At 31.7% G+C, this 22,206-nt stretch carries 22 protein-coding genes and 4 pseudogenes; 20 read left to right on the top strand and 6 right to left on the bottom strand.

The window, feature by feature from the left end:
• Window positions 1-81: 81 nt before the first annotated feature.
• Window positions 82-901, bottom strand: a pseudogene (locus tag MHH66_RS13315) (NAD(P)H-binding protein).
• Between the two features lie 142 nt (window positions 902-1,043).
• Here MHH66_RS13315 and MHH66_RS13320 point away from each other — a divergent pair.
• Window positions 1,044-1,432: pseudogene (locus MHH66_RS13320) on the top strand (winged helix-turn-helix transcriptional regulator).
• A gap of 91 nt (window positions 1,433-1,523) precedes the next feature.
• Here the strand turns inward: MHH66_RS13320 and MHH66_RS13325 are convergent.
• Window positions 1,524-2,222 carry a hypothetical protein gene (locus MHH66_RS13325; RefSeq protein ID WP_060751184.1) on the bottom strand — a complete coding sequence of 233 codons (699 nt, stop codon included), beginning with the start codon at window positions 2,220-2,222 and terminating at the stop codon, window positions 1,524-1,526.
• A 506-nt stretch (window positions 2,223-2,728) separates the two neighbouring features.
• Between MHH66_RS13325 and MHH66_RS13330 the strand changes: the two genes are divergently transcribed.
• Window positions 2,729-3,529: a GNAT family N-acetyltransferase gene (locus MHH66_RS13330; RefSeq protein ID WP_002189753.1), complete on the top strand. Its 801-nt coding sequence runs from the start codon at window positions 2,729-2,731 to the stop codon at window positions 3,527-3,529.
• Between the two features lie 46 nt (window positions 3,530-3,575).
• Window positions 3,576-4,451, top strand: a complete 876-nt coding sequence (locus tag MHH66_RS13335; RefSeq protein ID WP_063219006.1) for a glycerophosphodiester phosphodiesterase — start codon at window positions 3,576-3,578, stop codon at window positions 4,449-4,451.
• 146 nt (window positions 4,452-4,597) lie between these two features.
• Here the strand turns inward: MHH66_RS13335 and MHH66_RS13340 are convergent, their stop codons facing one another.
• Window positions 4,598-5,065 (bottom strand): DUF2306 domain-containing protein, encoded by a 468-nt coding sequence (locus tag MHH66_RS13340; protein WP_078185849.1) that lies wholly within the window; start codon window positions 5,063-5,065, stop codon window positions 4,598-4,600.
• A gap of 175 nt (window positions 5,066-5,240) precedes the next feature.
• On the opposite strand from MHH66_RS13340, the gene MHH66_RS13345 reads away from it, so the two are divergent.
• A complete protein-coding gene (locus MHH66_RS13345; protein WP_002192869.1) occupies window positions 5,241-5,771 on the top strand; it encodes a DUF4269 domain-containing protein in 531 nt (176 codons plus the stop codon).
• A 45-nt stretch (window positions 5,772-5,816) separates the two neighbouring features.
• On the opposite strand, the gene pdxR is transcribed toward MHH66_RS13345, so the two are convergent.
• Window positions 5,817-7,250 carry a MocR-like pyridoxine biosynthesis transcription factor PdxR gene (gene pdxR / locus MHH66_RS13350; protein WP_078185848.1) on the bottom strand — a complete coding sequence of 478 codons (1,434 nt, stop codon included), beginning with the start codon at window positions 7,248-7,250 and terminating at the stop codon, window positions 5,817-5,819.
• Between the two features lie 152 nt (window positions 7,251-7,402).
• Here pdxR and MHH66_RS13355 point away from each other — a divergent pair, with 152 nt between their 5' ends.
• The 14 genes and pseudogenes from MHH66_RS13355 (at window position 7,403) to MHH66_RS13420 (ending at window position 17,471) form a co-directional block, all read left to right on the top strand.
• Window positions 7,403-8,314, top strand: coding sequence for a DMT family transporter (locus MHH66_RS13355; protein ID WP_078185847.1), 912 nt, complete (start codon window positions 7,403-7,405; stop codon window positions 8,312-8,314).
• 283 nt (window positions 8,315-8,597) lie between these two features.
• A complete protein-coding gene (locus MHH66_RS13360) occupies window positions 8,598-9,521 on the top strand; it encodes a nucleoside hydrolase (protein WP_002127616.1) in 924 nt (307 codons plus the stop codon).
• 77 nt (window positions 9,522-9,598) lie between these two features.
• On the top strand, window positions 9,599-10,063 hold the full coding sequence (locus MHH66_RS13365; protein ID WP_078185846.1) for a GNAT family N-acetyltransferase: 465 nt from the start codon (window positions 9,599-9,601) through the stop codon (window positions 10,061-10,063).
• 183 nt (window positions 10,064-10,246) lie between these two features.
• A complete protein-coding gene (locus MHH66_RS13370; RefSeq protein ID WP_000665071.1) occupies window positions 10,247-10,816 on the top strand; it encodes a DUF4256 domain-containing protein in 570 nt (189 codons plus the stop codon).
• A gap of 372 nt (window positions 10,817-11,188) precedes the next feature.
• Window positions 11,189-11,635, top strand: a complete 447-nt coding sequence (locus tag MHH66_RS13375) for an NUDIX domain-containing protein (protein WP_000836819.1) — start codon at window positions 11,189-11,191, stop codon at window positions 11,633-11,635.
• Window positions 11,636-11,834: 199 nt separating this feature from the next.
• Window positions 11,835-12,110, top strand: coding sequence for a heterocycloanthracin/sonorensin family bacteriocin (locus MHH66_RS13380; RefSeq protein WP_001001869.1), 276 nt, complete (start codon window positions 11,835-11,837; stop codon window positions 12,108-12,110).
• Between the two features lie 113 nt (window positions 12,111-12,223).
• A complete protein-coding gene (locus MHH66_RS13385) occupies window positions 12,224-13,252 on the top strand; it encodes a serine hydrolase domain-containing protein (protein WP_078185845.1) in 1,029 nt (342 codons plus the stop codon).
• A 31-nt stretch (window positions 13,253-13,283) separates the two neighbouring features.
• Complete coding sequence (locus MHH66_RS13390; protein WP_002013225.1) at window positions 13,284-13,427, top strand: hypothetical protein; 144 nt, start codon at window positions 13,284-13,286, stop codon at window positions 13,425-13,427.
• 278 nt (window positions 13,428-13,705) lie between these two features.
• Window positions 13,706-14,914 (top strand): L-lactate MFS transporter, encoded by a 1,209-nt coding sequence (locus MHH66_RS13395; protein ID WP_063219013.1) that lies wholly within the window; start codon window positions 13,706-13,708, stop codon window positions 14,912-14,914.
• Window positions 14,915-15,093: 179 nt separating this feature from the next.
• On the top strand, window positions 15,094-15,510 hold the full coding sequence (locus tag MHH66_RS13400) for a GNAT family N-acetyltransferase (RefSeq protein WP_063219014.1): 417 nt from the start codon (window positions 15,094-15,096) through the stop codon (window positions 15,508-15,510).
• 184 nt (window positions 15,511-15,694) lie between these two features.
• A complete protein-coding gene (locus MHH66_RS13405) occupies window positions 15,695-16,138 on the top strand; it encodes an NUDIX hydrolase (RefSeq protein ID WP_002085308.1) in 444 nt (147 codons plus the stop codon).
• A 30-nt stretch (window positions 16,139-16,168) separates the two neighbouring features.
• Window positions 16,169-16,540 (top strand): annotated as a pseudogene (locus tag MHH66_RS13410) (DNA polymerase III subunit beta); the annotation flags it as partial.
• Window positions 16,541-16,689: 149 nt separating this feature from the next.
• A pseudogene (locus MHH66_RS13415) lies at window positions 16,690-17,186 on the top strand (NUDIX hydrolase).
• A 39-nt stretch (window positions 17,187-17,225) separates the two neighbouring features.
• Window positions 17,226-17,471 (top strand): hypothetical protein, encoded by a 246-nt coding sequence (locus MHH66_RS13420; RefSeq protein WP_061690156.1) that lies wholly within the window; start codon window positions 17,226-17,228, stop codon window positions 17,469-17,471.
• A gap of 58 nt (window positions 17,472-17,529) precedes the next feature.
• Here MHH66_RS13420 and MHH66_RS13425 read toward each other — a convergent pair whose 3' ends face one another.
• A complete protein-coding gene (locus MHH66_RS13425; protein ID WP_078185844.1) occupies window positions 17,530-18,492 on the bottom strand; it encodes an MBL fold metallo-hydrolase in 963 nt (320 codons plus the stop codon).
• 767 nt (window positions 18,493-19,259) lie between these two features.
• Here MHH66_RS13425 and MHH66_RS13430 point away from each other — a divergent pair.
• Both MHH66_RS13430 and MHH66_RS13435 read left to right on the top strand, forming a co-directional pair.
• Window positions 19,260-20,081, top strand: a complete 822-nt coding sequence (locus MHH66_RS13430; RefSeq protein ID WP_340867689.1) for a hypothetical protein — start codon at window positions 19,260-19,262, stop codon at window positions 20,079-20,081.
• A 140-nt stretch (window positions 20,082-20,221) separates the two neighbouring features.
• Window positions 20,222-20,617 (top strand): RidA family protein, encoded by a 396-nt coding sequence (locus tag MHH66_RS13435; RefSeq protein ID WP_078185843.1) that lies wholly within the window; start codon window positions 20,222-20,224, stop codon window positions 20,615-20,617.
• A 710-nt stretch (window positions 20,618-21,327) separates the two neighbouring features.
• On the opposite strand, the gene MHH66_RS13440 is transcribed toward MHH66_RS13435, so the two are convergent.
• On the bottom strand, window positions 21,328-22,143 hold the full coding sequence (locus MHH66_RS13440) for a YwqG family protein (RefSeq protein ID WP_016120278.1): 816 nt from the start codon (window positions 22,141-22,143) through the stop codon (window positions 21,328-21,330).
• Window positions 22,144-22,206: the final 63 nt, after the last annotated feature.

Raw genomic sequence — 22,206 nt, forward strand, 5'->3', positions numbered from 1 at the left:
AAAGTGATAGGTGGTCGAAGTAAAGGCACTTTTTTAAATACAAAATTTATTATTTGATTTCGGCTGTGGAATTTGATTTATCTATTTTGTATTTACTAATAAATGTGTTAATGCTTGCTTTAATGGTGTAGCCTGACGTTCTAATAAGAAATTCAAATGGGTATGTGTTGATTCTAATCCTCCTTCACGAATCCCTTTTTGAATCATTACTAACATTGGAAGGTAGGCTTCAGGTACTCCAGCACCTTTTAACATTCCTTCATAAGAAGAGTCATCTACTTCTAATAAAGGAATTTCTTTTCCTAATACTTCACTTAATGCATCTTTTGTGACCATCAGCTACCAAAACATTCGCTGCTGCTTCAGCTAAATCCGGACGATATACCCAACCGATTTTCCCTTCTCCTGCAGAAGTCACCCAAGGGGCACCAGCCATACAGCTTTGAATTGTACCAAGTTCATTTTCTACATACCAGTTGTTACGCAGAATCACATAAGGAATACCTGATTCAATAATTGCTACTTCACGTGCTCTATGCATGCCCGCTAGGAAAAAGTCATTTCCTTCTGCTCTTGTAACACTTGGATAAATAATTTGTTTTGCATCTGTTGCTTTGGCAGCTTCTACTGCATTTGTATGCTGACGTATAATTGTATCAAAGTCACCAAATGTTGACATGATGAATAAACGATCAACATCTTTGAATGCTGAAAACAAGGTTTTTTGATTTTCAAAATCCGTTACACGTACTTCTAAGCCTTGTTCCTTATAACTAAGTGCTTTTTCAGACTTGTCATCACGTACACCAACAATTATTTCTTCAATTGATAATCTGGTAAGTAAATACTCAACAATTTTAGAACCTAAATTTCCGCTTGCACCTGTTACTAAAACTTTCATACAATCTCTCCGTTACATACATCGTTATTTTTGATTTTTGTATACATTACATATACTATTTCTTAAGAAGGATTTATGTAAGTAGGCACAATTTAATAACATAGTCATAAAAATAGTACTTAGCGAAAAAGGAGATTTTATTATGGCACGTTTTAGTTATCAAGATGAATCGGTTTCTGAAGAAACACAGCAAGAAATTTGTCCATTAACAGTTACCCAAAACAAAATGCAATTGCAGGAAGATGGAAAATCGTGATTTTGTGGCATTTAAGCAAAAATGAAATTATTAGGTTTAATGAATTATTGAGGATGTTACCTGGTATCTCAAAAGAAATTTTAACTAGACAATTAAGAGAGCTTGAAAAGGACGAGTTAGTACACAGAGAAGTTTATAAAGTTGTTCCACCAAAGGTAGAATATTCTTTAACAGAGCAGGGGAAAAAGTTTATACCTGTATTAGAAGCAATGCAAGTCTGGGGTAAAGATTTACTAAATAAAAAAATAGAGATGTATGAAAAGCATAAGGACTAATAAATTATTAATACCTTCCTATTGGTAATAGGAAGGTATTATGTTCAAATTAAATACTGAAAAATTTATTAATGTAAGTTGTACTGGAAAACTATCGTAATTCAGCAGTCTTTCTAATAACAATCTTGTCAATATCATCCTCTTCATCACCAATAAATAACCCTCGTTCTTTTAAGTATGTTTCAAAGTATAAATCTGCTTCTGCACGTTCATCATATGGCTTTACAGATAGAACGAAACCTAATTTATTTTGCTCCTCTAAATGAGAAGTGGAGATGTAAGCCGGTACATTGTGGCGTAAAAAGAGCTCTTTAACCGGAATAATCATATCTTTCATTAATTTCGTTAGCATACCCATTTCAAACTCAAAATTAAAGCGATCTATACTAGATAAATCCGCGAATACTACACCAATAAAACCTGTATTAAATACTTCTTGATATTCTACTTCTTCGTTACCGTAAAAATTCTTTTCAATTAAATAATTTATAAAATAAGAAACACCATCACTTTGTTCAAAAGGTTTTGTTGAAAGAACGAAGCCGATTTTCTTTTGTTTATGTAAATACACACATGACATGTATGCAGCGATATTATGTTCTTTAAATAATGCACTCGTTGCTCCAGATAGACCATCTAGTACGTGATGCACAATTTGAAGTTTTTTACGAGCGAAATAATAGGATTTCTTTTGTAACTCCAATGTATCAATAAAGACAGAGCCGATAAAGCCTGTATTTGAAATAATAGGTGTTTGCTTTTTTCTTCCTCTGCGCTTTGCTTGAGTCATTGTTGAAATCATCCCTTCATGTACAAATAAATTAAAAAGAACGTTTGTTCGTATATTTATATTTTACTATTAAAACGCACTAAAGTAAAGGGTTTTTGACGAAAAAACAATAAAAAAGACACCTATAAAAGGTGCCTTAAACGTTGCAGGGAAGAGGTTTCATCCCATTATTTATATTAAGATACAGATACAATCTCTTCTGTATCTTCTACATCTAAATGACAGTCCATAGTACGAACATCTTGATCTTCATGACTTCCGAAATAAATAGTAATTTTCATATGTATCGCTCCTTTATTCTAGGAATACCTAAAATAATTACTAGTAATGTTAATATTTATTATATACCACTTTTTTCATTCCGACAACGTTATATCATTTTTAATTCTTTTAGGGCGCAAAGAGTGATTTATAGAGATATTTTTATAGAAATAGGTACATTTCTTATATGATATATTTAATACTGAAGGATTCGAATACGAATTTTTATGAAAGGAGCAAAATGAATGAATTATAAACAGTTACTAATAGACAATTTTACATATAAAACCTCATATATTGCGCGGCAGGTAAATGGAATGGATGTAAAAGAAACGAAGGATTACATTACTGTCGACTGCGGATTACCTGCAGATACATTTAATATTATCACACTACTAAATAGTAATGTAACGGAAGGAATCGAGAAATTATATAAGGAGGTAGAATACTATAATCAAAAGAAATTTCCAATGAGTGTTTGGTTTTGGGATGATAAGCAAGAGCAGACTATAAAAAGCGAATTAATCAAACTTGGTTTAAAAGAAGCTGAAAAGAATATCGCGATGGTAGCAGAATTAAAAACAATTCATCCAAGAATAAACATGCCAGTAGGTTTTACGATACAAAAAGCATCTTCTTCAGGACAAATCAAAAAGTTTGGAGAAACGTTAGCTAATCTATTCGGTACATCAGAGGAAGGTAAAAATGTACAAGCATACTATAATCAAATTTCTTCTTTAAATTTATGGAATAGCGACAATATGAAACTATACTTAGGTCTTTATAAAGGTGAGGTAGTATCTGTTGGCTCTTTAGTATGTACGAAAGATAGTGTCGGTATTTATGATATAGCGACTAAAGAAGAAATGAGAGGAAAAGGTTTTGGCTCTACTATGTTTAATTTCCTGCTGCAAGAAGCAAAACAATTAAAAAATACGTATTGTGTATTACAAGCTTCACCTGATGGAATAAATATTTATAAAAAATCCGGCTTTCAAGTTGTAGGACAAATGACTGTTTTTGAAAATCGGCATTTATTTGAGTAAATCATCCAAGTCAAATTGTTTTAAATATAGGAGTTAACATACCGTTATGAAAAAAACATCTATAATTACAATCATTTGTTTCTTCACAGTAATAAGCATCTTTGTTTTTCAACAAGTAAATGAACATAATTATATAAAAGCTACTAATCAATCAAATCATATAAAAAACATTGCGCATAGAGGTGCTTCTGCATATGCACCAGAACATACAATAGTGGCTTATACATTAGGACAACAATTAAAAGGTGACTATATAGAAATAGATCTCCAAATGACAAAAGATGGACATTTAATAGCTATGCATGATGAAACATTAAACCGTACAACAAACGGTACTGGTTTTGTAAAAGATCATACATTAGATGAAATAAAACAACTGAATGCAGGTTCTTTTTTCAATAAAAAGTATCCAAATTTAGCAAAGAAAGAATTTGAAGATACTAAAGTTCTAATATTAGAAGAGATTATTGAAACGTTTGGACATAATTCTAATTATTATATCGAAACAAAATCACCAGATGAATATCCTGGAATGGAGGAAAAACTATTAGAAATTATTAATCACTACCAAATAAATGATAAAGTTATTATTCAATCATTTAGTGAAGAAAGTCTGCGAAAGATTCACAGTTTAAATGATAATATACCGTTAGTACAATTATTATCATATAAAAAAGCAGTTCAATTAACAGACTCAGAAATAGAAAAGTATAAAACATACTGCATAGGTCTTGGTATGAATTATAAATATATTGATGCAGCCTACGTAAAAAAAATAAAGAATTATGGATTAGAAGTTCATCCATTTACAGTAAATAATGAAAAAGATATGAAAAAGTTACTTTCTTGGGGCATCGACGGGATGTTTACTAATTATCCGGATCGTTTACATTCAGTATTAGATTTGAAAAGTCATAACTAAAAAGTATTATTCTTAAGGGAGTAATAAACAAAAAAGAATCCAATAAACATATTGGATTCTTTTTTAGTTCTATACGCCAAACTTGATATAATACAATATTGATTATTATTTTTCATAAGTTTTGTCAGAAAGTAATCAAAATGTAATTAATTTTTCCCTTCTTTTTTATATTTTTTTGATACACTGGCTACGAGAGGAATACCGATTATAGTAGGTAAGAACCAAAACCATATTGGTGGAAGTAGATTTAAAATAGGGATATACATACCAATGTTTACTAAAAGTGCGGTAACTGCACCAATATAAGAGCCTAACATACCTCTAATATGGTGTTGCAACCAATTTCTCCATCGTTTTTTTCTTGCGAGATATCCGTAAATCGCAAATGAATAGGAGATAATTGCTACATAAAATAAATATGCGATTTTATCCCAGTTTAAAATAGACAATATAATTGCAGTAAAGGTTATGACAACATAGGACGCATGGTATATTTCGCCCCATTCCGTATGTTTTCCTTTCTTTTTTTGAGCAACCATCGCTACAATACCAGTAATTAAACATATGGTTCCAAATAATATGTGTATGGTCAAAAGAATATTGAAAATGCTCATAAAAGTTCCTCCTTTTTTATTTTTATAGTATTGCAGTATAGGAGAAAAGTTGAAAAATATAGTTAGTTCGCCTTAATATATTGAAATAAAGGTACTCCTAGAACAAAATGGAATGATTAAATTTTTTCTCAAATTTAGTGAGACGAGTATTACGTTAAATGAAGGAGAGACTTCTATGTTTACATCTATTACATATTTACAATCTGGGAATGATAAGCAACAAAAAGTTTACGAAGTTATTAATAAACTAAACATAATAGAGGATTTAGCTTTATATAGCCCTGTACTTTGCGGGACAATCCCTATTAGAGTTGATACCCTTCATTCTGACTTAGACATTGTAATGGAAGTACATAATTATGATTTTTTTGAACAGGAAATTAGATCATTGTATGGCTCATACGAAGGATTTGAAATGAAAAAGAAAATCATTAAAAATATCTTAACAATAAAGGTGAATTTTCAATTTGAAGGTTTTGAATTTGAATTATTTGCTCAACCGCGGCCAGTACGTAACCAAAATGCATATAAACATATGATAGTGGAGCACATGCTATTAATGCAGCACCCACACATTAGAGAAGAAGTAATTGAATTAAAAGAACAAGGGTTAAAAACAGAACCGGCTTTTGCTCAAGTATTAAACATTGACGGTGATCCCTATAAAGAACTTATTTTATTAGGACAGGAAATGAGATTATGGTAAAAAAGGCACACAAAAAATCCTCTTTATAAAAAGAGGATTTTTTTATTATGCCATTAACTTACGAATCAAATTACTTAATATAATAATACCTTGAGTAATTTGTTCAGGGGAAGAATACCCATAAGATAAACGTATAAACTGATCTGATTCTTCCTCATAAATACGTCCCGGGTTAAAAAGAACTCCCTTTGATTGAGCCTCTGAAAATAGTTTTTTCATCGAAATGTTAGGCACTACCCTTAGCCATATAAAAAATCCACCTCTAGGAATATCCCATGTAGTAATGTCAGCACAGTACATATTTAATGCTTGTATCATTATTTGTCTTCGTTCTTTTAGATGAATCCTTACATTGGCTACGTGCTCCTCATAAAAACCTCTACTCAACCATTCTGCAGCAACTCTTTGAGATAAAGAACTTGACCCATAGTCAGTTTGCATTTTTATGTCTGATAATCTCTCAATAACAGGCTCTGGTCCGATAATCCAACCAATCCTAAGTCCTGGGCTAAGTGTTTTAGATAGACTACCGATATATAAAACATGTCCATATTTATCCATCGACTTTAAAGGAGGGGGCGGTAGTTCATCCATCCATAACTCACGGTAAATATCATCTTCAATGATAGGCAATTGTTCTTTTTCGCATATTCTTAGTATTTCTTTTCGTCGATCCTTGGACATTAATACACCCGTCGGATTTTGAAAACAAGGAATCGAATATAAAATATTTTTCTTTTGACTATAATTAATTCTTCTTAACAAATCATTAGGGATAATTCCATGTTGATCCATCTGTATTCCAGAAAGGTGAATATTAGCCGATTGAAATACGTGAAGAGAATATAAGTAAGAAGGTCGTTCAAGTAAAACAGTTGACTCTCTATGTAAAAGACCGATTGATATTAATTGTAATGCCTGTAATGCACCAGAGACTATTAATATAGAGCTTGGTGATGTATTTATTCCAAATGATTTTACATAATTACTTATTGCTTCACGTAAAGGGAGATATCCTTTTTGTTCTTCATATCCGAAATAATCTAGTTCCTCACATACGTTACGCATAATGAATTGCATAGTTTCTAACGGGAAAAGATGAGGTGCAAGTTCTCCTTTACTAAGATGAATCAATTTTTTATTTGCTTCTGCTTCATTTATTTCTCGTACCATTAACTTGCTTGGTTTATGAATACCAGCCTTTACATATTCACTCCAATCGGGCGGGGGATTGGTGGCTAATAATGACCATGTATTATTCGTTACAATTGTTCCTGACCCGATTTTCCCTTGAATTAAGCCATCTGCCATAAGTTCTTCTAGTGCAATTATTACAGTACTACGATTTACATGAAATAATTTCGCTAACTGCCGCTGGCTAGGAACCTTACTTCCAATCGGCCATTCTCCGTATTCAATTTTTTCTTTCATATAGTCTATTATCTGCCGATATTTAGGCAGTTTTTTATCAGTAGACATATTAAAAACTCCCTCATTCATTTTAAAAATGCAAAGTGGTTGGTTTTTTCGAGGATTAACTGGTTGAAGACATTGTATCAACTATTAAATATGATGAAAAGAAATAATTGGTAATTAGAAAATGGCTGGTTTATTGGAGAGGGAGAGAATATATGCATAATAAAAAATGGGATTTTCGTATTGTATGTGCTCACGCTTTTACGATTCTTATATGGGGAACAGCTTTTCCAGGAATTCGGATGGGGCTTGAAGCTTACACCCCTGAACACCTTACTTTGCTACGATTATTAATCGCTTCTTTGATTCTTTTTCTGTTTTCACTTATATACAAGTTACGTTTACCTGATTTGAAAGATATTCCAGTAATTTTTATATTTGGTGCTCTTGGATTTACAATTTATCATATTGCACTGAACTACGGTGAAAAGAGTGTGAATGCTGGACCTGCTAGTTTAATTGTATCAGTAACACCTATATTAACGGCAATTCTTGCTTCTGTTTTTTTGAATGAAAGAATGAAATTAAATGGTTGGATCGGTGGTGTAATTAGTTTTGTAGGAATTGCTTTTTTATCGTTAAGTCAAGGAGATTCCATTCAATTGAATAGTGGGGGATTACTAATATTATTGGCGGCAATTTCAGAAAGTCTATTTTTCGTTTTTCAAAGGCCATACTTAAAAAAGTACGGTTTCTTGCCATTTACAATATATACAATTTGGTCTGGTACTGTATTTATGCTTATTTTTTTGCCAGGGATTTATCAAGAAATCGTAACAGCTCCTATAGAAATTACTTTGAGTGTTATATATTTAGGTGTGTTCCCGACAGTACTGCCGTATATTGCATTAGCATATATTACATCCCATGCCAGTGCTTGTGAGGCAACAAGTTCTCTATATTTAACACCAGTAACTGCATGTATTATCGCTTGGATATGGTTAGGTGAGGTGCCAACCTTTGTTTCGATAATTGGAGGGGGAATTACTATACTTGGAGTTGTGATTGCTCATTTAACATTTAATAAAGATGATTATAAGCAAATTGAGAGTGAAAAAGTATGGTAAGACATCCCTACGAGTATTTGCAATTTGAATGCAAAATTTCGGATTAATAACAGGTTTTCAATTCTATAAATATAGTGAAAAAAATCTATATTAAAATCAGTTAGTCCAATATTTGTACGAGATTTAATTAAACTGGTAGATTATTTATCTGCAAAAGAACTAGCATAATGCTAGTTCTTTTTTATCAATACATTACTCACCATTAATATTTGCTTAGAACTGTATAGATTTAATTTTTTTCCACATATACATAATTATCTTACCTATGAAAGGAGTGCATTTCTTGGAGAAGGTTTTATTTTTTGGAGACCCAGGTATTGATGATTCGTTTGCAATTATGTATGGCTTACTGCATCCTGAAATTGAAATTGTTGGTATCGTAACTGGATATGGAAATGTTGAACATATACATGCCGCTCATAATGCCGCATATATTTTACAGTTAGCAAACAGACAAGATATTCCTGTAATTAGCGGTGCAACAGGCCCACTTACAAATGAAATTACAACGTATTACCCTGAAATCCATGGACCAGAAGGATTAGGGCCCATCCATGTACCGGAAAGTGTGTTATCTATTCCTATATACAATTTTGGTAGTATTGCTGCGATTCTTGTAAAGTATGGAGAAGATTTAACAATTGTCGATGTAGGAAGATCTACCTCGTTAGCGATTGCTTTTAATTTATGGAACGAATTGATGTTAAATATAAAAGGAATTTATTTTATGGGTGGTGTCTTTTTAGAAGCAGGGAATGTTACTCCATTAGCAGAGGCAAACGTGTACGGAGATCCTATAGCAAGTCAAATTGTATTTCAGCAAGCGAAAAATATAACGTTATTCCCTTTAAATGTAACAAATAAAACGGTTTTAACCCCAAGTGTATTTACTTACATTTTAGTTAATACACAAAATCCATTTAAGTCGATTATGAAACCCATGTACGATTATTATTTATCAGCATACCAAAAACTCAATCCATCTATTGAAGGGCCATTATTACACGATGTACTTGCTATAAGCGGTTTAGTGAATCCTACATTTTTAAATTATACATCCCGAAAAGTGACTGTGGATATATGTGGCGAAACGAAGGGACAAACTTTTGCTGATTTTCGCCCACACTCTAAATCTGAAGGGGCGCGTATAGCGTTACAATTAGATGAGGAAAAATTTATTCAGGATTTTATGAAAATCATGTTATAAGTTGATGTCGAAAAAGGGAATCATTTCACTCCGTTGAATATAAAAGATAAATTCTCTTTTTAAAGGAGCTTAAAATAGTGAACGTTCAATTAAAAATTGTTACGAGAGAAAATTGGGAAGACGCATTAAAGTTACAAGTTAAAGAAAATCAAATCCATCTTGTTCCCGCAGTGGCAGTATCACTTGCTAAAGTATACATAAAACCAGATGGTGAAAATGTCGAATATATTCCATTCGCTATATATGATGGTGACCTTATAGTTGGTTTTATTATGCATGCTTTTGTACGAGAGTCAACAGATATGTATTGGATTAACGGATTTATCATTGATGAAAAAGAGCAAGGAAAAGGATATGGAAAAGCAGCATTACAGGAAATCATTAACTTAATAAAAAATAACTTTAAAGAGTGTGAGGAAATTAGATTAACTGTCCATAAAGATAATATTTCTGCAAAGAAACTATATGAATGTTATGATTTTAAACCATTAGGAAATGTATATGACGGTGAGGAAGTATATCGCTTATTGTTGTTGAAATAAAGATGTACTGTTTTGAAACAATAAGTTGTTCCGTTAAAGGGTCATATTGCGGAGAATTGGTTGTACTAATTCATATAAATTATCGCAAACTCAATTCACGCAATTATTTAAACATTTTATTATAAAACAGTATTTATATATACTTAAACTATCATTAATAAAAACATCAATGGAGGAACTAATATGAAAGAAAGCAATAAAAAAGAGTTGTCACTAGAGCAACGTGAAGAATTACTACAAACATTGAAAGATCGTTTTGAGAATAATATGAACCGTCATAAAGGTTTAGAATGGGCTAATGTTCAAGAAAGGCTGGATGCTAATACTGAAAAGTTGTGGTCGCTCAACGAAATGGAACGAACTGGTGGCGAACCTGATGTTGTTGATTTTGGTAAAGAAAAAGGCGAATATATTTTTTATGATTGTTCAGCAGAAAGTCCTAAAGGTCGTAGAAGTGTTTGTTACGATCTTGAAGCGCTAGAATCAAGAAAGAAACATAAACCAGAAAATAACGCTATTGATATGGCAACTGCCATGGGTATTGAACTATTAACGGAAGAAGAATATCGTACATTACATAATCTTGAAAATTTCGATATGAAGACGTCGAGTTGGGTGCAAACACCTTCTGATATTAGAGAACTTGGCGGTGCCCTTTTTTGCGATTATCGCTTTGGACATGTCTTTGTGTATCACAATGGAGCAGAATCCTACTATGCCGCAAGAGGTTTTCGTGGTTCGTTAAGAGTCTAAAATTTGTACAGGCAGGTAAATTTGAAGTAGAGAATAGATTTGCTTAGGGAATAGTAGTGATTGCATACTTTAGCTACGGCTTCGATTTTGAGGCTGCAAAGAATAGGGCTAATCAAACCTTATTGTAAAAGAATGAATCAACTAAAAATATTAAGAGTATGTTTTGATAATTTTCTTCATAAACATACTCTTTTTTAGAATCATTTATCAAAATTATTAGTTTTAATTAACGTATAAACGAGAACTTGTAAAAGGTACTCTTGCAATTATCAATGAAATTCACCCATATGAAACACCTATGATTTATATTATCCCGCTTTTAAATGAAAATTTTCGAGCAAGTATAAAGTGAATGAGTAGGAGGAATACAAAATGAAAAGTAAATTCCATCATATTGTACGAGCTATCATGATAAAAGATGAAAAATTACTAGTTGCTGAATACATAGGCCATCACTATTTTTTACCCGGTGGTCATGTTGAAATTGGGGAATCAGCAGAGAATGCACTAATAAGAGAGTTACGAGAAGAACTTGGAGTAACTTACAGTATAAAACAATTTTTAGGCGTCATAGAAAATCAATGGCAAGCCAAAGAAACCCTCCACCATGAAATTAACCACATTTTTGAAATAGATTCAAATGAGTTAAAATCCGATTTCACTCCAATATCTAAAGAGTCCCATTTAGCATTTCACTGGATTGATTTTAATAAAGAAAATATAAATTCCTATACAATAATGCCGACACCTTCAGTAAAAGAATTACTAGAAAAAAAATTAAGTGATGAACTATTAACTTGCTGGATTAGTAATTTTTAATTGTCTCTATTTATATTAATTCCGTCCACTAAAAGAATATAAAGAAAATAGGCTCATAAACAAGGTACATCACCTAGTGTAAAGTCATATTTTGTTGATGTACGCATTTAGTCTATAGCCTTATTTCTACTTTATTTTTAAAAGTAAATAAACTCGAAAATTTGGACGGAATTTACATTTGTAAATGGAGGGTTTCATAATGAATGAGTTTCAACAAGAACTACAAGCGTTAAACCTTAATGCTTATCAACCTGGTAATGTTGTGTATTGGGATCAGCAACAAAATCAATATCCATATTACTACATTCAAGACGATGCACGTCGTTGTGGCGGATGCGGTGGCGGCGGACGTTGTGGCGGTTGTGGTGGTCGCTGTGGTGGTTGTGGCGGCGGACGTTGTGGCGGTTGCGTAGGTTGTGTAGGCTGTGTTGGTTGTTTTAGCTGTTCTAATTGCTGGAACTGGTGGTTTATTTAAGTATTATAGATCTATAATATTTCACATGAAAGAAAAGTGCAGATGCAAAGTTATAATGTATTGAAACTTTTCTTTCATGCTGTTATTTTTGTATGTTTTAGGGGGATATTTATTTGTACAAATATGAAAAATTAATTTCATGGGTAGAAAGCATTAAAGAGACCAATCAAAGTTCTGCGGCAGCACTTTGTATTATTAAAGATAATAAGATTGTACTAGAGCATTATAGTGGAACGCATTCAAATATTCCTACTAGTAAAAAAGTAACCATATCTTCACAGTTCAATGTCGCTTCCGCAAGAAAAAGCTATTTAGGATTAATGGTAGCTTATGCAGTTTATGAGGGGAAAATAAAATCACTTGATGACGAGGCAGTAAATTATTTTGAAAAACATGATCCTTCATTACTCGGTAAGACAACGATAAGACATTTAGTAACTCATTCACACGGTTTAAATGAAACCGATGATGGGACAGCTTTTCGTGAATTTGAGCCGGGACAAGCTTGGGCGTACAAAGATATTAATGTAAGAATGGTGACGCAGCTTATTTATCAACTGTATAATAAGAGTTTTCCTGAACTATTAAAGGAGCGTGTATTCATACCTGCTGATTTCAAAGAAACTGGATGGAGAATAAAACAAGATGATAATTTAGTTAAGGTTGTTGTAAACCCAGATGAAGATGCAATAAGTAGTGTTGGTGCAGTAGATGACGGCTCCGAGAAAAATCTTTTTGTCTCTGCGAGAGAATTTGCATTTTGGGGTAACCTTCATTTAAATAAAGGGTTTTTAAATGGTAAACAAATTGTGCCAAAAGAAGTTATAGCACTTGTTACGAGCTTACAAAGTCCAGAGTATACAAATAAAGAACTACCTCAAAACGGGTTGTTTTGGTTCGTTCAAAATGAACCTGCTTTATTTAGCGAACTTGGTGAGCGAGTTCCTAAAGGTTCCTATCAAATATTAGGAATTACAGGACCAACGATATTAGTCATTCCAGAATATAATGTCGTCGTTGCTAAAATGTACAATAAAAGATACAACTATGGTGGGGATAATTATTTATATTATTTACGTGAATTTAGCAATTTAGTCGCTGATACATTTAGTAGCAGTAAAAATACTATGGTTAGGGTATAACTACTCCTATAATAAAAAGGAGTGAACTTTAATGAAAAATGAAGTGAATAAAAATAAAAAGCAAAATATAAAGGATGTAAACACAGAACAAAACGCGATTTATAGCGATCCGAAAGATGCAGCTAATATGCAAACTGTACCGCAGCCGAAAGACTTTGAGGAAATTGAATATTAATTTTCTCTCCGACTTATTTATGAAAGAAAAATACGTCTTAAGTCTCATCACTTTCAGCAAATTATTTGATAACATATATACATAAGCATTCGAAAATGTCTTATCTTAACAAAGCTTTCTTTAAATGCTGTATATAACCTACAAAAAGGCACTTCTTGATGAAGTGTCTTTTTGTGTAAGCTAACTCAATTTCCATTTTTCGTACAGTATCTTGCAATTTATCATGGATATACTAACTGTGAAAATTCATGTCATGATAAAAGAAGGGGACAGTTAGCATGAAACAAACATCTATAAATCCATTGCTAATTGTTCTAGGTACAATCATTGTTCAAATTGGCCTAGGAACAATTTACACATGGAGTTTATTTAATCAACCCCTTGTAAGTAAGTTTGGATGGAACCTCAATTCAGTCGCGATCACGTTCTCAATTACGAGTTTTTCTTTATCATTCTCAACTCTATTTGCAGGAAAGCTACAACAAAAATTTGGACTTCGTAAACTTATCGCTACTGCAGGAATTGTTTTAGGTCTCGGTTTAATACTTAGTTCACAAGTTTCCTCATTACCATTACTTTATTTATTAGCCGGTGTTGTCGTTGGATACGCTGATGGAACAGCGTATATTACATCACTATCTAATTTAATTAAATGGTTTCCAAACCGTAAAGGACTTATTTCTGGTATATCTGTTTCGGCATATGGAATGGGAAGCTTAATCTTTAGATATATAAACGGAAATCTTATCAACAGTCTTGGAGTATCACAAGCATTTTTATATTGGGGTATTATCGTCTTACTATTAGTGTTGATAGGATCATTCTTCTTACGTGAAGCAGTTGTAAGTAACACTGCAACTGAAACATTACACAATGATTATACGCCGCGTGAAATGATGAAAACGAAACAAGTATATCTCTTATTTTTCATGTTATTCACATCATGTATGGGCGGACTGTATTTAATCGGTATGGTAAAAGACATCGGGGTGCAGCTCGTTGGTCTTAGTGCAGCGACTGCCGCAAATGCCGTCGCAATGATCGCAATCTTTAATACAATAGGTAGAATTATTCTTGGAACGTTATCAGATAAAATAGGTCGATTAAAAATCGTCTCTGCTACATTTATTATTATTGGATTGTCCGTCTTCACTTTAAGTTTTATTCCACTAAATTACGGAATTTATTTTGCTTGTGTAGCAAGTGTTGCCTTTTGCTTTGGTGGTAACATCACTATCTTCCCAGCAATTGTCGGAGACTTCTTCGGATTAAAAAACCATAGTACAAACTACGGGATTGTTTACCAAGGTTTCGGATTTGGTGCACTTGCAGGATCATTCATTGGAGCACTACTTGGCGGATTTCAACCAACCTTCATTACAATCGGTGTTCTATGTGTTATATCTTTCGTTATCTCTATAGTAATCCGCCCTCCAAATGCAGAAAAGAAGAAGGAAATAAAACAGTTAAATCGAAAAATAGCTTAATGCTAAGAAAGAGTCCTTATGCTAGGGCTCTTTTTCATTACAGCATAATGTATAAACAAGGGATGCCATTCAAAAAATCTAATTTTGTCCCTGTACTTACTACATAACTAACATTAAAGAAGATAGGAAATTCCGAGTATTAAATTGAATAAATAATGTAAAGGGGCGTGATAGTTAAAATGCAAATAGTAAAGCAATGGGTACAAGAAGATAGTGATTACATAAGAGAAAAAGTAATTGAATATAACCAAAAACAACTTTCAAATGAAGAAAAAACACCTTCAGAAAAGATTAGTTTTATAGTGAAGAATGAAAAAGAAGAAATAGTAGGAGGGATAACGGCAATCACATTTTGGCACCATGTATATGTTGACTTCCTATGGGTTTCTGAAGAATACAGGCATGAAGGTTATGGAAGCAATTTAATGAATCTTATTGAAGAATTTGCAATTAAAAAAGAATGTAGGCTAATCAAATTAGATACTTTTAGTTTCCAAGCCCCTGATTTTTATAAGAAGCATGGATATAAAGTGATAGGGGTAAGTGAAGATTATCCTAAAGGGCATAATCATTACTATTTAGAAAAAAGGTTATAAATGAATCATTAAAGAGTGTATTATGATTAATCTTTTTCAAAATATGCTCTTTTCTTTTGTGTGTCTATGAACACGATATCGTTTCGTATTAGTTATTTACTCAAATTACTTTTTATGAATCAAAACAATTTAATGATAGAATAAAATAAAGACAGAAAATTTTCACCATTCAAGGGGGTTACATATGAAAAAAGTAAATGTTACATACGCACTTCTATATGATGAAACTCATGAAAAGCTATTAATGGTTAAAAACAAAGGGGAAAATGGTTCTTATTACACTTTACCAGGTGGAGCAGTTAAATTCGGAGAAACGTTAGAAGAGGCAGCAATTCGTGAAGTGAAAGAAGAAACAGGGCTAGACATATCCGTAAAAGGGGTTTGTTCCATTAGTGAAGCCTTTTTTGAGGAGAGAGGACATCATGCAATCTTCTTTAATTTTTTAGGAGAAATAACCGGAGGGGAAATCTGTATATCACGGCCAAAAGAGATTGAGGAGATTACCTGGATGGAATTAGATTCAGCAGAACCTTATTTACGTATACCAGAACACTTAAAAAGCCTTTTACAAAAGAAAGAAACAGTTCCTTATATTTTTAATGGAACTATTATTCATCAATCTTCATAAAGATAGTATTTCATTTAAGGCGGGGGAAAAATGGAGTTTATCGTTAATCACAAACAATTTACACAAGCTCTTTCAGAAGTAAGTAAAGCTATCTCAACAAAAACTTTAATTCCTATATTATCCGGAATAAAGATAACAGCAGATCAATCTGGAATTACTTTAATCGCAAGTAATTCGAATATTTTCATTGAAAAATTTATACCTATTTCAATTGAAGACGAACAAATTACAACTATTTTAAAAGCAGGAAGTATTGTTGTACCAGCAAAGTATTTCATTGAAATTATTAAGAAAATGCCAAGTGAGATTTTAATAAAAAGTATGAATGAGCAGTTGATTACAATTCAATCAGATGAAATTACTTTAAACTTAAATGGATTCTCGGCGAACGACTTTCCAAATTACTTTAAAAGCAATAAAAGAAGATAGAGTTACTTTAAGTTTTGGTGGTTCCATGAGACCGATATTAATTGAAGCAGGTGAACAATCTGCAGCAGTATATTTAATATCACCTGTTAGAACTTATTGAGAACAAAGGAAGGAATTAAATTATATACAAGCACACTTTATGTTTTATAAAAAGAAATGAAGAAATACTTATGCTAAATAGAGAATATGATCCTGTAAAAGGATTATGGAATGGTGTAGGAGGGGAGATAGAAAAAGGAGAAACACCGTTAGAAAATGCAATTCGTGAAATAAAAGAAGAAACAAATATAGATGTTGAACAAAATCAAAATCAATTTAAAGGCATTATTAAATGGGAGGATTCCTCATATTCTGGTGGCATGTATGTCTATTTAGTAAAGCTACTTAATGAATTTACATATCACACTCCAAAAAAGTCTCAGAAGGAATTCTAGATTGGAAAGAGGTATCTTGGATTCTAAGTGACTATAATTACAGCGTAGGAGAGATGATACCTAAATTTTTAACTGAAGTACTTTATAATGAATTAATATTAGAGCACTCTTGCGTTTTATCAAATCATAAATTAATAGAGTATAAGAATAAAGAATTAGCTAAGCAGACCAGCATAGTAAAGTAGTAATTAGGGGAGATTAGTATGTAATAGAAGGAGGAGCTCATGAAAAAAGGAAATCAATTATTTTGGATATATATAACTAGTATTACTATTATAATACCTTTAATTATTTACTTAGCACTGGCAGCCTCTAGCGAAAAAGATACTCTTACTCAAGTGAAAAAAGCTCCCAATATCCCATCTGCCATTCAAGATTCAAACGATATGGAAGACCCTACAGGATATTGGACAACAGAAAAGATGAAAAATGCAATTCCAGTAGATAAAACAAAGAATATTAATAGATGAGTCATAAATGAATAAAAAGCGAACCATCAATATTAAATTGGTTCGCTTTTTATTATACTTACACTTCTCGCCACCAAGCAGCCGTAGGATAATCTTTAGATTGTAACGCAATAGCTTCACCGATTTGTGGCGTTGCAATATTAACCCCTAAACGATTTGCTTCTTTCGTAACACGTTCAATAGGATCACTCCATTCATGTAACGCTAACGTAAAAGCACCCCAATGAATAGGAACGAGCAATTCTCCTTTAACGTCAATATGAGCTTGTACTGTTTCTTCTGGCAACATATGAATAGCAGACCATCTCGTATCGTACTGCCCGCATTCCATTAAAGTAAGATCGAATGGACCATAATTCTCACCAATTTCCTTAAAGTGAGGAGCATAACCACTATCACCACTAAAGAAGACTTTAGTTTCTTGACCAAGAATAAGCCATGAACACCATAACGAACGATCTTTATCTGTCATACTTCGTCCAGAGAAATGCCTTGCAGGAGCGCAAACTAACTTAATATTATCAAACGTAATTTCATCCCACCAATTATGTTCACTAATTTTATTAGGTGAAACACCCCATTTCATAAGATAACGCGCAACTCCAATCGGGACATAAAAATGCTTCGCATGATCTTTTAACCGCATAATACTTTTGTAATTTAAATGATCATAGTGATTATGAGAAATGATAATCGCATCAATTTCTTGAAGTTCATCATGTTCTAAAGAAAAAGCACCACTATACCGCTTACTATTAAACACAGGAAATGGGGAAGAGGCATCTCCAAACATAGGGTCTAATAACAATTTTTTACCTTCTATTTTCAAAAGAGAAGCAGAGTGCCCAAACCATGTCACACTCTCTAAAGATTCATTATTTTTATTCGATAAAACAATAGGTAAATTCTTTACAGGACGTAGCTTTGTTTTCATTTTAAAGTAATCAGTCATTAAACCGATAATATCTTTCGGATTAAAACTTACATCAGTCGGAATTTGATTCATATATTTCTTTTTCATTAGTTCTCCTTTTTACGTTTAACAATATACGTATGTTGTTATTGTAGCTAATTGTAGTTTAAACGAAATCATTTTACCTTTCATCTTAAATGCAGTACATTTCATAAATTCTTCAAATTTATTATTTATATATGTAAAATAGAATTCATTTAGCAGCAGCTAAAACTAATATTATGTATTTGTGAATTGTTTTGTTTAAGTAAATTCTTTCTTATAAACAACAAAGACCGTATGTTTCTTTATATGTTATAGAAGCAGATAGGTAACTAATTATCCACAGGAAGGAGAGTCTATAAATGCTTGAAGAAAGAAAAAAGAAGTCTAAATATAAACTATTAAATAGCAATAACTAAATATAGAATTCTAGATAACCTTAGTATAGGTATTAACATAGCTATACTAAGGTTTTTTATTTGAAATCATTAAAGGATACTTATTTTTATTTATAGAACATAGTAAATACATAGATTTTACAATTAAATTACTAAAAAAGAAGGGATTTTAAAATGCTTGCTAATTATACTCCGGAGAAAATACTTAAAACAACTTATGAGACAAAAATGATTTCATAAGTTGACAATTATCCAACTTTAAAAATAAGCAGAACAAACCTTCAATATTTACTTGTAATGCTCCATCTGGGCATAGAATCAAATACTATAAAAACGAAGCTAAATTGGACTAACGAGGAATTCGAAAAACAAATGCACGCATTAGAACTAGAAGGTTTATTGAATAAGACAGAAGGGAGTTACTATCCAACATGTATGGTTATAACAGCTAATGAAGGAGAAAAACTGTATAACCTATGTGAGCCTCTAATTAAAACTGCACTTAACATAATTGAAAAGTATTCTAATCAAATTGATGCTATGTCTAAAAGAATCGAGACATTTAATCATTTATTTAAAGAATCGTATAGTCTTTTACTATATAGTGGTGTGTTATTAGATTTTGGACAAATAATTAACATTGAAGAAAACTATTTAGAAACAGAACGGCCTTTGAGAAACAATAAAAGATATTATTATGCGATTCTAGAACAAGAACAAACAGACAAAGAGTCCTTTGGAATGTATGGTAATACGTATTTGGATTTAGGGGAATATCAAATTGGTCTTTATGGAAACACTCGATATACAACTTTGAATTTAATAACTGCGAATAAAGAAACGTTTGAAGCATATTTTCACGATGCTATTATCGATATTAATTATACGAAAAAGCAATTAGTTGAAAATTTTGTAGCAGTAGATAGACAAGTAGACTTAAATTCAAATGTATTATACGAAAAATTAGGCTTGTATAAAAATTCGCAATCAATTATCCCGGTGTTTAAAGCCAAAGACTTATCTATACTTAACGAAATCGCGAACACGATCAGTAAAGATTTGATCTTATTATGTAAAGAAAATGAGAAACCTTTAAAAGAATACTTTGCAAGCAGCAGATACTCAAAAGAAATAACTTACGAAGAATTTTTTATTTGGTGGTATCACTTTTTCTATACAAAAATAACTGAAAAATTAATAAAACAAGGCATAATTAGTATCAACACTCAAGAAAATCAAACATATATAATCTATTAAATACCTAATTTTATAAATATAAGCAGCGTATTATAACTCCACATATGTAGCAGAAGGATATGTGAAAAATCATTTGTAAAATAGATATTCATCTAAAATTAAACATGAAGAAAATACGATATAAATAAGGGAGATGCACCTTGCAAAAGAAATTTATCAACCCGGAAACTATGCCAGCAACTTTTGGATACTCACATATTGTTGAGGTTAGTAACGCTAAACGGACAATTTACATATCTGGACAAGTAGCGATTAATGTTGATGGTCATATAGTTGGGAATGGAGATTTAGGTACACAAACGCGCCAAGTATTTGAAAATATTAAAGTAGCATTAGAAGCTTCAGACTTAAATTTTAATGATGTAGTAAAATTAACATTTTTCTTGACGGACATTTCTCAAATGGCCATTGTTAGAGATATTCGAGATCAATACATTGATACTAAGAATCCACCAGCAAGTTCAGCTGTAGAAGTTAGAAAGTTAATTAACGATAACTTATTAATTGAAATCGAAGCAATTGCTGTAGCAAACTAATTTTAAAAACTTATTCTTAATCATATCAACGCAATTCGTTCACTTTAAACGAATTGCGTTTTTTATTAACTAAAGTATAAATTATACACGGAAACATTCTTATCAATAACACAACATAAATAACTTAAAAAACAAATAACCACACAATCTACAACACATTATGAACCCAATTAAAAAGGGGAGCCTAACAACGATGGCTAACATATAATAAGTTTATTACTTTTTACTAGTTAACATAATATATATTATACGAAGTTGTATAGAGTAAGTGTTTATCTGTATCAAAAACCAAGTAAACTATACTTAATGAGACGAAACGGGTATTTTTAATGAGATTCACATAAAATCTTATCTAAATGAATTTCTACAGTTTTTATCGTTTATTTTGCTATAAATTAATCACAGCAAATCTTAATCGATTAATTATCGTTTAACGAATCAAAAATAATTTTGATTCGCACGGAATTTTTTTTATGCGAAATAAATTTTTCTATACAAATGATAAATTTCATTTTATGTTTTGCTTTATAGATTTATTGCTAATTACATATGTTTTATTATTTTATATTTTTGTTGTTATTTCTTTTATTTACGCTTGACTTTCATTGTATTCTTCATTCTAGTTAACATAACGTTTATTTTTAACGTAAAAAATCCTCCTCACCTTCAGGAAGATTTCTTTTGCTAGCTAGTAATCCATTTATCTATTTTTAGTAACAATCCCAATTGTAAATAACATTGGAAAAATCTAGATTTAATAAATCGTCTTTCTTTATAAAGAAATTAGCAACACCAGAATCTCCCCACATAATATTTAATGAATCATCCGTATCGATTTGCAGCAATAATATATCATGTTGCTGGTATTTTTCTTCCCATTCCCTTGGATCTGTCTGTGTGAAAAATGGATAACCACCAATTTTATGCCCTTGATCTTTACATAAATCATCATACAGTTCGCCTAATTCTGTATTATTTTCTTCATCAACAATTTCTTCCCAATCAATTTCCTCACTAAACATCTTTTCAAATCGATAATCCCTTGATGTTACGGGCTGATAACCCAATTCAAACTTTAATTTCGCTGCTTCAGGTATGATAAAGTCCTCTAATTCTGAAGTGTTTAAATAACTAAAATCAGTAATAACCTTATTTAAATCTTCTATAATTGTAGAATGATAAATAATTCGAAAGTCTTTTTGGATTGTTGGATGATCAAAATCTGCTCCGTAAAGCTCATCTTCAGCACTTACGAAAAACTGTAGCATACCCTTTTGAGGCATATATTCAACATGCGGCATTTCTTCAAAGTTTAGCTGCGCAAGTAACATCATAGGTTGTCCATTTGAATCTTTAGGATGCTCTTGATCTATAGGTAAATACGGATAACCACCAAATTTACTCTCAAAAAGCGTTGTCTCTGCTAATGTTCCAGACGCTTTAATATAAGGTTTCACACTTTCTTCTAAAATACTACGATACTGCTCTAGTTCTTTCGGAATTTGAAGTTGATACGTATTCTTCATTACATTTGCCTCCCCTTAATAATGAATTGAAAATGCCTTACTTAATTATATAGCAAAAGATAA

The sequence above is a fragment of the Bacillus sp. FSL H8-0492 genome, from assembly GCF_038006145.1.
GTDB lineage: Bacteria > Bacillota > Bacilli > Bacillales > Bacillaceae_G > Bacillus_A > Bacillus_A mycoides.

Bases quoted from the DNA above. Each gene is read 5' to 3' on its own strand.
- MHH66_RS13325 (WP_060751184.1), bottom strand. From the start codon at position 2,222: ATGACTCAAGCAAAGCGCAGAGGAAGAAAAAAGCAAACACCTATTATT.
- MHH66_RS13330 (WP_002189753.1), top strand. From the start codon at position 2,729: ATGAATTATAAACAGTTACTAATAGACAATTTTACATATAAAACCTCA.
- MHH66_RS13335 (WP_063219006.1), top strand. From the start codon at position 3,576: ATGAAAAAAACATCTATAATTACAATCATTTGTTTCTTCACAGTAATA.
- MHH66_RS13340 (WP_078185849.1), bottom strand. From the start codon at position 5,065: ATGAGCATTTTCAATATTCTTTTGACCATACACATATTATTTGGAACC.
- MHH66_RS13345 (WP_002192869.1), top strand. From the start codon at position 5,241: ATGTTTACATCTATTACATATTTACAATCTGGGAATGATAAGCAACAA.
- pdxR (WP_078185848.1), bottom strand. From the start codon at position 7,250: ATGTCTACTGATAAAAAACTGCCTAAATATCGGCAGATAATAGACTAT.
- MHH66_RS13355 (WP_078185847.1), top strand. From the start codon at position 7,403: ATGCATAATAAAAAATGGGATTTTCGTATTGTATGTGCTCACGCTTTT.
- MHH66_RS13370 (WP_000665071.1), top strand. From the start codon at position 10,247: ATGAAAGAAAGCAATAAAAAAGAGTTGTCACTAGAGCAACGTGAAGAA.
- MHH66_RS13375 (WP_000836819.1), top strand. From the start codon at position 11,189: ATGAAAAGTAAATTCCATCATATTGTACGAGCTATCATGATAAAAGAT.
- MHH66_RS13380 (WP_001001869.1), top strand. From the start codon at position 11,835: ATGAATGAGTTTCAACAAGAACTACAAGCGTTAAACCTTAATGCTTAT.
- MHH66_RS13390 (WP_002013225.1), top strand. From the start codon at position 13,284: ATGAAAAATGAAGTGAATAAAAATAAAAAGCAAAATATAAAGGATGTA.
- MHH66_RS13395 (WP_063219013.1), top strand. From the start codon at position 13,706: ATGAAACAAACATCTATAAATCCATTGCTAATTGTTCTAGGTACAATC.
- MHH66_RS13400 (WP_063219014.1), top strand. From the start codon at position 15,094: ATGCAAATAGTAAAGCAATGGGTACAAGAAGATAGTGATTACATAAGA.
- MHH66_RS13405 (WP_002085308.1), top strand. From the start codon at position 15,695: ATGAAAAAAGTAAATGTTACATACGCACTTCTATATGATGAAACTCAT.
- MHH66_RS13420 (WP_061690156.1), top strand. From the start codon at position 17,226: ATGAAAAAAGGAAATCAATTATTTTGGATATATATAACTAGTATTACT.
- MHH66_RS13425 (WP_078185844.1), bottom strand. From the start codon at position 18,492: ATGAAAAAGAAATATATGAATCAAATTCCGACTGATGTAAGTTTTAAT.
- MHH66_RS13430 (WP_340867689.1), top strand. From the start codon at position 19,260: ATGGTTATAACAGCTAATGAAGGAGAAAAACTGTATAACCTATGTGAG.
- MHH66_RS13440 (WP_016120278.1), bottom strand. From the start codon at position 22,143: ATGAAGAATACGTATCAACTTCAAATTCCGAAAGAACTAGAGCAGTAT.